General features: G+C 43.2%; 12 protein-coding genes. 11 read left to right on the plus strand and 1 reads right to left on the minus strand.

The window, feature by feature from the left end:
* The first annotated feature begins 1 nt into the window (after window position 1).
* The 5 genes from C792_RS0106550 to C792_RS0106570 all read left to right on the plus strand — a co-directional run bounded on the left by C792_RS0106550 (window position 2) and on the right by C792_RS0106570 (window position 6827).
* Window positions 2-583, plus strand: a complete 582-nt coding sequence (locus C792_RS0106550) for a phage tail protein (protein WP_017548661.1) — start codon at window positions 2-4, stop codon at window positions 581-583.
* Between the two features lie 69 nt (window positions 584-652).
* Entirely contained in the window at window positions 653-1006 is a 354-nt protein-coding gene (gene gpG / locus C792_RS0106555) for a phage tail assembly chaperone G (RefSeq protein WP_017548662.1), read from the plus strand.
* A gap of 16 nt (window positions 1007-1022) precedes the next feature.
* Window positions 1023-1157, plus strand: coding sequence for a hypothetical protein (locus C792_RS15095; protein ID WP_017548663.1), 135 nt, complete (start codon window positions 1023-1025; stop codon window positions 1155-1157).
* Between the two features lie 17 nt (window positions 1158-1174).
* Window positions 1175-6013: a phage tail tape measure protein gene (locus tag C792_RS14645; protein ID WP_017548664.1), complete on the plus strand. Its 4839-nt coding sequence runs from the start codon at window positions 1175-1177 to the stop codon at window positions 6011-6013.
* Window positions 6003-6827, plus strand: a complete 825-nt coding sequence (locus tag C792_RS0106570; RefSeq protein ID WP_017548665.1) for a phage tail family protein — start codon at window positions 6003-6005, stop codon at window positions 6825-6827. Before C792_RS14645 ends, C792_RS0106570 begins: the two co-directional genes overlap by 11 nt.
* Window positions 6828-6923: 96 nt before the next feature.
* Here C792_RS0106570 and C792_RS0106580 read toward each other — a convergent pair whose 3' ends face one another.
* A complete protein-coding gene (locus C792_RS0106580) occupies window positions 6924-7184 on the minus strand; it encodes a hypothetical protein (RefSeq protein WP_017548667.1) in 261 nt (86 codons plus the stop codon).
* A 115-nt stretch (window positions 7185-7299) separates the two neighbouring features.
* On the opposite strand from C792_RS0106580, the gene C792_RS0106585 reads away from it, so the two are divergent.
* From C792_RS0106585 to C792_RS14650, 6 genes are all read left to right on the plus strand, one after another.
* Complete coding sequence (locus C792_RS0106585; RefSeq protein ID WP_017548668.1) at window positions 7300-9726, plus strand: M14 family zinc carboxypeptidase; 2427 nt, start codon at window positions 7300-7302, stop codon at window positions 9724-9726.
* Window positions 9727-9730: 4 nt separating this feature from the next.
* The gene (locus C792_RS0106590; protein ID WP_017548669.1) at window positions 9731-11617 is read left to right on the plus strand and encodes a phage tail protein; all 1887 of its coding nucleotides are present in this window, start codon (window positions 9731-9733) and stop codon (window positions 11615-11617) included.
* 12 nt (window positions 11618-11629) lie between these two features.
* A complete protein-coding gene (locus tag C792_RS0106595; RefSeq protein ID WP_017548670.1) occupies window positions 11630-11920 on the plus strand; it encodes a hypothetical protein in 291 nt (96 codons plus the stop codon).
* A 58-nt stretch (window positions 11921-11978) separates the two neighbouring features.
* Entirely contained in the window at window positions 11979-12359 is a 381-nt protein-coding gene (locus C792_RS0106600) for a hypothetical protein (RefSeq protein ID WP_017548671.1), read from the plus strand.
* 179 nt (window positions 12360-12538) lie between these two features.
* Entirely contained in the window at window positions 12539-12838 is a 300-nt protein-coding gene (locus C792_RS0106610; protein ID WP_017548672.1) for a hypothetical protein, read from the plus strand.
* Window positions 12839-12888: 50 nt separating this feature from the next.
* On the plus strand, window positions 12889-14358 hold the full coding sequence (locus tag C792_RS14650) for a peptidoglycan DD-metalloendopeptidase family protein (RefSeq protein ID WP_017548673.1): 1470 nt from the start codon (window positions 12889-12891) through the stop codon (window positions 14356-14358).
* The last annotated feature ends 149 nt before the right edge of the window (window positions 14359-14507 follow it).

Here is a 14507-nt window from a genome sequence, read left to right on the forward strand (position 1 = left end):
TATGACAACAGTAGGATTTGAATCTGTAGAAGTAGGCGTATTTGATGCGTCAGGTGAAAACATCACTGAAACATTCGATTGGAGAGATGAGAACGGTGGTACGGTCAACATGACTATTACAGGACTTGAGCCGACAATATCCCGTGTATCCGCATCAAATAAGACAGTATGGCAGTCCAAGCGTGGTACTGGTCAGGTGACTAATACATTCGAGGCATTCAACCCGCCTAAAGATGATCTGGATATTGTGCTCGGCAGAGATGTTGACCTAAATAATTCTGCATGGGTAGGGGAAGATACACAGGCGCCATTTGTGGCCATGATTGCAAAGTCCAGCGATGTGGACGGCAATCCGGTATACTTTGCACTTACTAAAGGCCTGATGGGCTATAACGAGATCGCACTGACTACCAAAATGCAGGGTGAAGAACAGACACCATCTAATACTGCGTTGACAGGCTCATGGCAGGATGCAACTATCGACGGCAAGAGTCGTGTGTTTGGTGTGCATAAAGGCACTGAAGGCTATGATGCATTCCGTCAACTGGTCTTCCCAGGCCTACCAACTGAACCCGTAGCATAAACGATTGAGGCAGCTTGACTGCCTCTTTTTTATTTGCAAATAGAAAACACATAAAAAGGAGATATACACATGATCGAATTAGTACTGAAAGATAAAGACGGCAACGAAAAACACATTAAAAGAGAGAAAACGAACCTGATTGAAATGGAAAAATTTCTCGAGCTTAGATCAGAAGTGAATGAAGATTTTAAAAATGAAAATCATGATGAAATCAAGAATCTGAAAAGACAGGTGGAATTCATTGCATATATTTTCAGAGATCAAAAAGTAACTGAAGAAGATTTAATGACAGGAATGGATTCAGATGAATTTGATGATTACTTTGAAAAGCTGTGCAGACAGATATCTCCCAGTCACTTCAAACGATCAGACGAAATCAGAGAAAGAGCTAAGTCTGCAGGAAATAAAGGAAAATCTAAATAATATCCGCCGGTACTGTATGAAGCAGTATGGATGGACGATCCAGGAAGTGGATGGTTCGCCTTATGAAAAACTACTCACTTTAATTATTGAAAAAGAACAGCAGAAACAGGATGAAGTAATGAACGGTGCTGACTTCATCAATTCCTTGTAAGAAAGGAGGGTGAATAAATGGTAGATGAGGTTAGAGGCTTTAATATAGAACTCGGTCTGGATCATGCAGGCGTCGATAAAGGACTTAAGGATCTGCAACGGCAGATGAAAATCACAAACAGTGAGCTTGATAAGAACCTGTCCGCATTTCAACGTGGCGAGCAGTCTATGGAGCGTTATGAGGCGACGATTGAAGGCCTTAATCGCAAGATGAATGTGCAGCAGAACATCGTAGAAGAATCCAGACGAAAACTTGACTCGTTGAAGACTGCCTACGATAAACAGAAACAGGCACTGGATCAAGCTGGGCGTAATGTCGATAACCTAAAACGCAAATACGATACGTTGAATAAAACGTATGGCGAAGGTGCTAAAGAGCTTCGGGAATCTGAAAAAAGATTGAAATCTGTTGAAGCTGAATTTGATAAACTGTCTACTGCAACGGAGAAAGCTACCAAAGAGTATGAGAAAGTTACTCGGGAATTCGGGGAAGGCTCCAAAGAGTCGCAAGAAGCCGGCAGAGCTTTGAAAAAGCAAACCGATGAACTCCAAACTTTAACATTTGAAGTTGGCGATGCGCGAAAAGAATATGGCTTACTCAATAAGCAATATGGCGAAGGCTCCAAAGAATTAAGGGAGTCTGAAAAAGCACTATCAAGTGCAGAAGGTGAATACGGCAAGCTCAGCAAAGCTGTAGAAAAGACGTCCAAGGAAATTGACAATTCAGAGTTTTCTCTGAACAAAGCTGAACGTGAGTTGAATAAAATCCGTGGCAGTCTAGATCGTACTACGCAGAATATGCAGGAATTCCAACGGGAGCAAGAAGAAAACAATCGCACACTTGTAAAATTTGGCCGTGGGCTGCAGGATGGCGCAGATCATTTGGATAAATTCGGCGACCAGATGGACACAGTAGCTGAGAAGTCTGCATTACTCAGTGCTGTAGTGGCCGGTATTGGCATCTTTGCGGGGTCCAGCGCGTTATCAATGGAAAACTCCACAGTAAGGATGCAGAACAGCCTGGGGCTTACAGAAGATGCGGCTGCAGATCTCGCAGAAACATCGAAACGTATTTATGAAGACGGTTTCGGAGATTCGCTCGAGGAAGTGGATAGTGCGCTTTTGCAAGTTCGTCAGAATATCCGCGATCTGAATGATGAAGATTTAGAAAATATCACTCAAAAGGCACTTATCTTATCAAATACTTTTGATACAGATGTGAATGAAGTGACCAGAGCCGCCAATAACCTGATGGCCGGGTTCGGTATCGAAGCCGATGAAGCTTTTGATTTGATGGCTCATGGCGCTCAGAATGGTTTGAACTTCTCGAATGAGCTATTCGATAACCTAAGTGAGTATTCCACACTCTTCGGGACCATGGGATATAGTGCTGAGGAATACTTCCAGCTGCTTCAAGCTGGTCTCGATGCCGGTGCGTACAACTTGGATTACATTAACGATGTGATGAAGGAATTCCAGATTCGCATTAAAGACGGCTCCAAAGGCACAAGCGAAGCCATGGCTCAAATGAGCGAAGAAACACAAGGTGTATGGCAGTCCTTCCTTGATGGGGGAGCTACTGTGAAAGATGTTATGGCTGCAGTGACTGGTGATCTGGAAGGCATGGAAGACCAGACGAAAGCCAATGAGCTTGGTGTTCAGCTCTTTGGAACGAAATTTGAAGATCTCGAAGCCGAAGCAGTATATGCCCTGGGCAATGTAGACGGTGAACTGGAAGGCGTAAACGGCACGATGGATGAGATGGGAAGGAATATGGAAGAAAGCATCTCTCAACGTGCCCTGAGCTTATGGCGTGAAGCGAAAGACACCTTGATGCCACTTGGAGAAACACTGCTTGATGTGGCAGAAGATGCGCTTCCGGCATTCGAAAGAGCCATACAGACTACGACAGACACTATTGAAGACATGGAGCCCGAAACGCTCAAGAGTATCGCTGCGCTTGGCGGATTCTTGGTTATTGCTACACCAGTGGCAAAGGCATTCTCTGTCATCGCTAAAGGTGCTGCGCCTGTTATCAGAGGTGTGGGCAAGGTCACTGAAAAGTTGGGTAAGTTTGATGGCGGTGCTGCAAGAGCAGCAGGCTCTGCCGGTTTATTGGCAGGTGGTGCCGGAAAACTTGCCGGGGCCGTTGGATTACTGAATAACCCACTCGGATGGGCAGTCGGATTGGTTGCTGCAGTCGGTGGCGGATTCGCTATTGCCTACGACAAAGTGGACTGGTTCCGCAATAGTGTGGATCTTGCATTTGAAACGATGACTATATTCGCAGAAGGCATCTATGAGATGACCGCTCTGCCGTGGTTAGGCGAGCAATTCGGCAACCTGTGGGATAAAACAGAAGGCTTCAGAGAGTCTGTAACACTTACGATGGATGCGGTCGGTGCTGCTATTGGGGACACTTTCAATGAAAAAATCGTTGAACCATTCGAGAATTTCAAGGCAATGCATCGCGAAGCCGGTGAATCTGTAGATGTATTTGAGGAAGGCGTTTCAGAGGCAACCACACTCGCACTTGAGGATTACGTCAACTTCTCTGTCAACGCCAAACTTGCGTTGGACGAACTTTATTATGGCCAACAGGAAGTCACACAGGCGCAAGTTGAAGATGTCCAGGAGAAATATTCTCTCATGAATGAAGAAGCCCTCCTGAAGCTCCAGGAACGTCGTGAGAACGAATTGGCAGAGCTTCAATTCCTTTTCGAAGAAACGGGCGTCCTTAATGATATAGAGCGTGAGCGCATCCTTGAAAAGACCAACGCACATTACAATACAGAAGAAGATCAACTCAATCAGAAGAATGAAAGAATCCAGGAGATTATTGCCCTGGCTATGGAAACAGAAGGCGGATTGCAATCTCATCATTATGAACAGATTGAAATGCTCCAGAATGATCATAATGAGCGGACTGTAGAAACCCTGTCTCAAGGCGAAATTGAGCAGCAGGCGATACTCGAAAGAATGCAAACAAACCAACTGGCTACATCAGAAGCTACCGTGGAACAGCTCATTGCAGATTCAGAGAAAGCTAAGAATAAAACTGTTAAAGATGCTGCAACCAAACGCGATGAAATCGTAGCTGAAGCGATCAGACAGAGAGACGAGACTGGAAACTTATCTGAAGAAGAAGCGCAAAAAATCATTGATGAAGCTGAAAAGCAATATAACGAAACAGTTAGAAATGCTGAAAACAAACATGCTGATGTCATTTCTGAAGCTGCTGCCCAAGCTGCAGAACATGGTGTCATCGTGGATGGAGAGACTGGAGATATTCTCTCGAAATGGGATGTATTTGCCATGACACTTTCCGGCGTGATGAACAACGTCAAAGATAATACGGTTCAGAAATGGAAAGATATGTGGGCAGAGGTCAAAGGCTGGGTTGAAGATGGCGTCAATGGCGTCGCGAGACTTTACAACTGGCTTATGGATCAGCTCGGTTTGGATGGCGCGAAACTGAATCCGATAAATATTACAGGGTACTCCTCCAATACACAAGGTGGATATACGCGTCTGCCGTCATACGCCACCGGAACAAACTACCACCCAGGTGGTTTGGCACTCGTCAATGATGGCGGCGGCCCTGAAATCATTCAGACGCCGGACGGTCAAATGTTCATGACGCATGGAGAAAATGTCTTAACAGACATGCCTGCAGGTTCCACAGTGTACCCGCATACGAAGACAAAAGAAATTGTGAACAACATGATTCCGAAATATGCTGAAGGTACTGGCGGTTGGTTAGATGAATTAAAGAAGTTAAGGATTGGTATAGGTGCTGCTGCTTCGGCAACAGGGGACACTCTTGCAGGGAAAGCATCGTCAGCTTGGGATTCAGGAATGAGCAAAGCCGGAGAGGTCCTCGGAAAAGGTGCAGCTACGGCTACAACTCTCGTTTCTGACGTGATGTCATACGCAAATAATCCAGGTGCACTTATCGAAAAGATGCTGGGACAATTCGGCGTTGTCAATCCATTGGGCGGACTGCACGGCGAAATACTATCTCACATGATAGGAAACTTCACATCTGCACTTACAGATAAAGCCAAAGAGATGTTCGCAGCCACTGCCACACCGGTGCCGGGCATACTGGATCCAAGCAACATCAGTTACCATTATGGGCACACAGCGAAGTACACCGCTGAGACCGGACGATACTGGCATAGTGGTGTGGACTTCCCATTTGTGTATCAATCAGTACGGACACCGATTGGCGGTACAGTGACGCATCAGCCGTTCGATTCTGATGGGTACGGTAAATGGCTCACATTGAATAACGGTGGCACAAAACTCACATTCGCTCACTTATCAGCCTATGGCACCTCAAACGGAGAACAGGTGGGTCCAGGCGATGTTATTGGTACGTCTGGTAATACAGGTTTCTCCACCGGACCTCACTTGCACTTTGAGTATGCAGATAATGGCAGAACGAAGAACCCAGCGCCATGGCTTGGCAGTTATGAGAATGGCGGTCTGCTGTCACAGCACGGCTTATACGAAGGCGCAGAAGGCAACAAGATGGAGATGGTTCTACCACTTACCAACAGAAATCGATCCATTGAATTGATGGAACAGGCGAAAGCATTGATGGGTATGAATAATCATCAGGCTGCTGCAGGTGGAGGAAATTCTGAAATCATCAGCAAACTCGAAGAGCAATTGAAAGTGATGAATGGCAGCCTGAAACATTATAAACAGATGGTTGAATTGCTGATATCTATTAATGCCAAAGAATTACACATCGGGGATGACGAAATCGGTCAATCTACTGATAGATATAATCAACGTCAATCATCAAAACAAAGAATGAAATCAGGGAGGTTAAACTATGGGCTTTAAAGTTTATGACAGTGAAATGAATGAAGTGCGCCTCCCTGGTGATACGTATCTGCATTATGGCTCTTATCCATTGAAACTAGAGATATCCGGATTCGATTATGAAAAGCGTGGAAGAAAAACTGTAGTAACAGGAAGACAAGCGCTTATCCGGGGTTTTATTATTTCATCCGATCCAATTGATATGGATATGAAAATGAGTAATGTATATGCGTTTTTCAGACGGCTTGGAGAGTTTTATGTAGCGAAAGAAAGTGAACCATTCAAGCTCTTGAAAGTTGAAGCTAATCAATCATACACATTGGAATCAGAAAACAATGGTGTGCTAACTGAATTCGAAATACCATTGACTGTTCAAAAGCCATATTTCAAACAATCCCTCCACACCACTTTAGACATCGACTCCGAAGGCATCCGCTTTAACGACAAATGGGGCTACGGTATGGGATTGAGCAGTGACAGTGGACAGTGGAAATATTCTTTCATCAACACTGATCCTTACTTTTATAATGCCGGCACTGAAGAAGTGAAACTCATTAAGCAAAAAGAAAGTGAGATTACTTTAATCTTCAATGGCAGTACTTTAAACGGACTAGTTGATATCGATGACGGTATAACTACATTCAAGTTATTTAGGAATGTCGTTGCGGGTGATGTATTAAGAATTAAAGGGCATCAGATTACGCTGAATGGCGATAATGTGGCTGGGGATACGAATCGGCAATTCTTGACTGTTAAAAGAGGATGGAATAACTGGGATGTCAGAGGGGTAACGGATTTTGAATTTAAGATAGATTACAGGTATTTATATGATTAGGAGGGATATACATGATAAGGAAATTAATTGAAAAATTAAGCCCTCGTAGAAAAAAACGAGGACTTAAAATAATTAGACCGGATAGTTATAACAGAATTAATTTTTAAACGCATCAAATTTTTGAGCATCGTAAAAATCGGTATGACCACATTTAGAGCACTGCAAGGCTAAAAATGGGTAGTGCTTTCCGAATTCTTCCGGTTTCATCTCAGCTGAATCATCAAAAGGCAGCCTGAATGTTGAAGGGTTGAATGATTTTTGAATTTGACAGTGCGGACACTTGGGCAGACCGATTTTACTTTCTAATTCAAGGGCAATATCGTCAAACTTTGGATTATAATACTGTGACTCTCTCATAAGTTTCACCTCCAATCTAATTACAGATTATACCAGATTGGAATTACAATTTTAGAAATATTTAGCATCTCACTTTTGTGAGGTGCTTTTTTATTACTCAAAAAGGAGTGAGGAAATGGCTAGAAACGTTATAGGATCAGAGCATGACGACGAAAACCGTAATAAGCATAATGATAACTATAAGCAATTGTTTGATTTCATACCGCTAATAAATAATTTGAAAGAGAATTTGAATAACTTCCTGAATGGGACGAACGTTGTAAGCAATGGAATGATCAAAGACGGCGCCATTACCACAGCAAAGTTAAATAATTTATCGGTATCGACAGAAAAACTCGGAAGTCGCTCGGTGACGAACGAAAAATTGGCAGATGGTGCGGTAAATAATTATAAGCTTGCTAATAAATCGGTGACGCAATCCAAAATAGATGAAGGCGCGGTTGATTTAACGAAGTTTAGCGCCGAAGTCAATACCTATATGGATCAAAAGAGTAATGACGATATTGACGTAGATTTTGAGCTAGGCGGATGGAATACAGGCGGAAGTAAAGTAACTGGAAGTAACCCTGTGAATGTACGCGCGATTGTGCCTATATTTTTGAGAAAGGGCATGAAGCTGACTCAAACGCCAAATGCTTATTATGAGTATGAACTCATTGAACGCAGTACCAGCGTTGTAGGCGACGGCTTCTACGTAGATCGTACAGGGTATATTCCATTCGGCACTGACTACACGATAGAGCGGAATAACTTCTACTATCTATTCATCAGACGTAAAGACGGTGCAGTAATGACTGCAGATGATGTCGTTACAATAAACGCTCGTTTTAACAATATAGTGATGGATTACTACGCTCTTGTAGGCATTGATCATATAGGATTCGAACTCGGCGGATGGAATACGGGCGGGGCGAAAGTGACTGGAGAAAATCCGGTTAATATACGCTCTTCTGAACCCATTTATCTAAGGGCCGGAGAGGAAATGAAACCGGGACACTCAAATGAATATATGTATGAACTATTAATAAGAGAAACGAACATACCCGCAGATGACAGTTATATAGACAGAACCGGAAAAATGAACTTTGATAATGCTTATAAAGCTGATCATGACGGATATCATTATCTTGTCGTTCATAACAATGATAATCGGGCTATGGAATTATCAGATGTGAATACAATTGATGATCTGTTTAATAATTACTCTGGAATCGATAAAACATATATCATAAATCTGTTGAATGAGTATGGATTAATTAGAGATGTAGAATTTGCAAAAGGCGGATGGAATACAGGCGGAACTAGAATAGTTAGTGATGCCCCGATAAACGTGAGTCCGACACAATTGCAAAACGTTCTTCCTGGTCAATCTATAAATTTCGTTAAAAATACCTCATACGAATATGAGCTGTTCCTGAGAAAAAATGACGCATTCGTTGAAAGAACAGGATACATGCCATTTGGAGATAGTTATGTTTTCGATGACAAATATGAAATTGCCATAAACGTAAGAAGAGCCGATCAATCGCCAGTTAATAAATCTGATGTCACAGAGGTTTCAACGCATTTCAGTGGTATTAGTCATAGTAAATCATCGGATAACCAGGAAGTGGTATCAAAATTCAGTGTAGTAGGGAATCTGAACGCTTACAATTCCAACGATATAGATAATTACTTCGCTCACCCGAATACGATGACTCCACAGGAATTTAATGAGGCGTTTATTTCATTATCTGATGAAAATAACGATATATTCTCTTCTGAGCTTCTAGGGCAAGATGATTATGGATATAATATTTATAAATTTGAGACTCATCCGCATGAGATGCTGAAGTCTTCGGCCTGGAATACAGTTCCGACCGAAGAAACAGGAGAACCATTGAGTATACCAAAGATAATCATTACAAGCGGGATACACGGCAGAGAAAAAAATGCGAACTACGCCGTGTATTATTTCTTTAAGCAGCTACTTGAAAACAGAGATGACGAGACGCTGAATACACTGCTCATGAATGTTCAGTTTGTAATCGTTCCTTTAGTGTGTCCTTCTGGTTTCGCTGATGTGACTTATGATAATAGGAACGGAATAAACTTGAACAGGGACTTTCCACCCTACGGGTCTGCATCCCAACCTGAGACTGTATTGTTAAAACAGGTGCTGGACGGGAATTCAGATGCAGACTATCATCTGGACTTCCATAACCATACAGCACACGACACTGTAATAGGCTACTCACTTACCGATGATGATAGCTTGGCCAGACTAACTACTAATGCTTATAAATACATTGGCAGACAATGGCAAATTAAAATTCCGGAGTTCCCCCAGGACAGAACTTATCAATGGGCGTACACATCTGGCGCGAATGTGGGTACCGTGGGTAGATACAGTCAAAGTCAGTTAGGCATTCCTTCATCTATAATTGAAACGGGCGTAGAAAATCCTTGGATTATGGAAGATAAGAATGGTGCGAATGCTACACAAATTGGCGTCGATCTCCTGGCCAATACGATAATCGGAATTCTTCAAGCGAGAAGGTGATTAGATGCTTTCAGTAAAATCTTTGGACGGGCGATGGTTTCCCGCAGAGGCACAAGTCCCACGTACCCGGGTAATTGGAGAGCGGGAAATATCGCTCTCTTTTTTACACTCTGAAATCAATGATGTCTTTCTTTCTGAAATTGAAACCGGATGGATCGCAGAGTTTCAAGGGGATGAATATTGGCTGTACAATCCGCAGGAGGACATACACGGGAATAAATCATTCGAGTGTCTGTTCGATTTAGTCAGGCAGGGTAATAAGGTATGGCACATCGATGATGTAGAAGATAAGTCGATGACGATTGAAAACAGTATCGGCCCGTTATTCAACGACCTCCCGGACTACACATTACAGATTATCGATAATTTCTATGCGAATACGATGAATTACTCTAATCGCCAGACAACGACTGAGCGGTTTTTGTATTTCATTGAACGACACGAAGCCGAGTTTGAAATCCCCATCGGCAGTAAGACAGTGCAAATCAGGAATGAAGTCGGTACTCGTCGGGATGATCTGATGATTCATGAGGACGATAATCTGATTGATTTGCAGTTGAATACACAGGATGACTCATTCTGTACTACGGTTACTGGTTACTACGATTTTGACGATGAAGGGAACCCACAGAAGTCTGTGATTTACCGAAGCAGCTTGGCTGATAAGTATGGAGATATCCCTGGGGAGCCGATTCTGGATGATCGTTACAACAATAGAGATGCGGTCTATGAAGCTGCAAGGAAAAGGCAAGAAAGCTCATATCAACTTTCGTTTGAAGTGTCCTCTGAATTATTTGAGACACCCGTGAACGAGGGCGATTACGTGCCTTTGGTTATTCCTTCGAAATCCATCAATATGCATATCCGTGTAGTGGAAATCAATGAACTATTTGATGAGGACGAAAATCTAATTGAAGCGACTTACAGCTTTGGGAATGAGAATATCAGTCAGCTCTATAGAAAGGCTCAGTATGATGCGCTGATGGATGTGAATGACATCTTGAGAGGAAAGAAACCACTGCCGCCGTCTGTGCTCCCTAAAGCGTTCAAGCGAGCATTTGAAGTAATCCGTGGGGATGATGATTCGGTCATTGAATATCGAAAAGATCGTTTAATCGGGCATCACGACAAGAATGCCGGCAATGCCGTGGAACTGAATGTCAGTGGTCTGCAATTTATCAGGAATGGCAATCCTCGTAGTGCCATCACTTATGAAGGTGTGGTTACTGAAGCATTGACTGCAGGCACTATTGATACGAACCGGATTCGCATTGTGGGCGCAGAAGGTTTTTTCTATATCAGTGGCGATGAACTGATTGCACGGGATTATAATAACCCTGAGAAGTGGACAGAAATCAGACCATCGGGCGTAACGACGAAGGGATCCTTTACGAATCTGCGTCCTGATTACTTTGTAGATTCTAACGGCAAAGAGTGGGGCAAACAGATGGAGGACGGACTTACAAATAATGACGAAACGATTCAAAGGAATCAATTTATATACCCCGATGTCACATACTTTTCCGGTCAAAGGTATTACTTGAATAATGCGATGGTGTCCATAGATTCTAATTACACTATAGAAAACTGCCATTTTACCCACAACAGAAAATTCTTGAAAATCGGAATCGGGATAAATATGGAGGGGGATTCGGGTTCAAACAGGGTTTTGATAGATGTCGTAGAGATTTCCACAGGGCAAGTAGTGGAGTCAGTCAATGAATTTATTAGAGCGGCTGACTCCACAAAATGGTTGAATATCACTTTTGAAATGGGTGTTCCGGATTATGTAACTGAAAAAGCGTATCAGATTAGAATAGGTAGTACACTTCGGACGACGACTGGAACATTAATAAGTGCGATTATAAACAGAGTTTCACAGTTCGGTTAAGGAGGCGATTGCATGAGCAAATGGAAAGTATTTTACAGAATTGAAAATGGGGTTTATGAACCTAAACGTTCTGGCAAAACGCCTGTCCCCACTGAAAATTACGATAAAGTCATACAGGTGCCGGAAGAAATTGCGATGCAAATTCTAAAGTTTGATTTCGATGGGGAAAAGCTCACGAGAAAAGAAGGGCACAGGATTTTAACACTTGAAGAACTGCATGAGAAGTATAACCAAGAGAATGTTAATCAATTACCGAGTGATAACGAATCGGTTAGTAATGACGATATTGAAATCATATTATAAGAGTCTGCTCAATGGAGTAAGACTTTTTATTATGCAGAAAGGGGTGTGGTGATGCATTTTGGAGACGTTAAATAAGCGTGTCGATTATTTGGAGGAGGATATCCGGGAAATCAACCAAAAATTGAAAGACCAGGAATCGAAATTAAATGCGAAAATCGACAACAATCACAACGAGATAAAGATGCTAATTAAGGAAACGGAACTCTACAACAGAGAGAAGACGACAAAGCTATTTGACGGACTGGAGCGTTTGACAGATGCACAGCATAAACAGACGCTGGCCACAAATAATCTTGTTCATGAGACACGAGAAAATAAAAACTCCATCGACGAATTCAAAGATTCAGATAAGTGGAAAACCCGGACGATTGCCGGTTTTGCGATATCCATCATCCTAATGGTAATCGGCACATTCTGGGGGATGTTTTTCCCAATGTAAATAATGAAGGAGGGGATTCTTATGTGTTTCCTATGCTGTATGTTTTTTAGAAAATGTGGCAGATAATATGCGAGGGGGATTACATGAATGAGGACATCAAAGAGATGCTTTTTAATGTGGGGTTGATTATTGTCATCACTACGATAATGCATATATTCATTTTTTAGGAGGTGTTTAACATGGATCAAAAACAACACACAGTCACAGACCGCAAGATTGAGCAGGAAGTCCGCAATACAGCCACCGGCGACCTCATCAGGCAGATAGGTGCTATTCTATTGGCGCTGTCCTCATTCTTGGCCGTGATGGGGTATTCTTTTGAGTGGCTCACGCCGGACAGCATCAATGCGCTGTTGGTCGTTCTCTATGCTGTGGCCGGCTTTGGCTATACGGCGTTTGAGATATACAAGAACCATTTTGCGGGCGTTAAGGCGCAGGAACAGGCAAAAGCGTTGAAAAAGCAAGGATTGAAGAAATAGGTGTCCACTGGATGCCTATTTTTTATGAATGAATTTAAGGAGATGTGGAAATGAATTTAATAGAATTCTATGAAAATGACGGCTTCCGCATTACATCAGACCCCCGTAAGTATGCGAGTGGTATATTCGGCAAACGGGATTACACTGTCAACGGCCACAATTATGACAGCTTCTGCGGTGGTTACCACAGGGCAGTCGATTTGAGCAATACGCATGGCGCGGATATCAGGGCGGCAGACGACGCACTTGTGGCCAACGGCACAAGGGATTATGGCACATTCGGCGGGCAAGCCGTACTCATCTATGAGCGGCTCGGCATACAAGTCATTTACGGGCATGTACAACGGCCGGTTAAACTTAAGCCGGGGCAACGGGTCAAAAAGGGCGATGTGATTGCCAAACAAGGCAACAGCCACAATCAGGGCGCCGGCGTATCAATGGCTTCTCACTTGCATTTACAGGTGCAGCATATTGAAGCACTGAATGAAAAAGACTTTACTTGCAAGGGGATTGATCCATTTAAAATTGACATCGATAAACCGGCCAAGAAGGAGAAGCAAACCGTCAAGGTGGATAACAAGGTGCATCTTATCATTGCCGGTCACGGTAATCAGCGCGATGGTTCATTCGACCCAGGCGCCACGGGATACATCACAAAAGGTGAACACAAATATGTCAGGGATGACCTGTTCCCGGCCATGAAGAAGTATCTTCCGAAAGGTGCAAAAGCCGTATTTTACGATGCTTTGAAAGTGTCTAATTACGGTAATCTGTCACAATTGGTTAAAAAGCACAACGCCGACCAGGTAACGGAAATCCATTTTGACGCTCACAGAACCGGCTCATCCGCCCGAGGTGGTCACGTCATCATCCACAGTGGTTATGATCCGGATGAATACGACCTAAGACTGCGTGACTCCATACAATCGATGGTGGGCGTTCGTTACAGCCATAAGGGGCACAAGGGTATCAGTGGCAGGAATAATCTGTACAACGTCAATGATGCCCGTCAGAATGGTATTGCATATCGCCTGATTGAACTCGGTTTCGGTACGAATAAGATTGATGCCGATATCATGACGAACAGAGTGGATGAGTATGCTGAAACGCTTGTGCAGTCACTATTCCTGTCCAGTGGCAGCGTGTCGAAAACGACGGTTAAACCAGCAGTACCAGTAATACCAGAAGAACCGAAGAAAGAAACGACAGCAAAGAAAACGCCATATACAGTGGGCGATTGGAAAAAGAATGCACACGGCACTCAATATATACAAGCGGTCGGTACGTTCACAGTCGGTAACACTCGTATAATGAGCCGGGCAAACGGGCCATTCGTAAGTAATCCTGAGGGCGGATGGTGCTATCCTGGGTACAAGATTAAGTACGCTTACCTGTGCAGACAGGATGACCATGTTTGGATTCAGTATGAACAGAACGGAGAATGGTGGTTCCTGCCATATAACACATGGAACAGTAGGACAGGCGCGGTTGGTAAAAATCCGTGGGGAACATTTAGCTAAAGCCAATAACGCACACACTAAGGGAATCAGCACCCCTTCGTGCTCTTTACACCTCTCCAGGACTTACACACCTGGGGAGGATACATAAAAGAATATATGTTCCGGCTACTAAGTTTTTACGCCCTCTGATAATATTATTACTAATACAT

The organism is Salinicoccus carnicancri Crm (assembly GCF_000330705.1).
Classification (GTDB): Bacteria; Bacillota; Bacilli; order Staphylococcales; family Salinicoccaceae; genus Salinicoccus; species Salinicoccus carnicancri.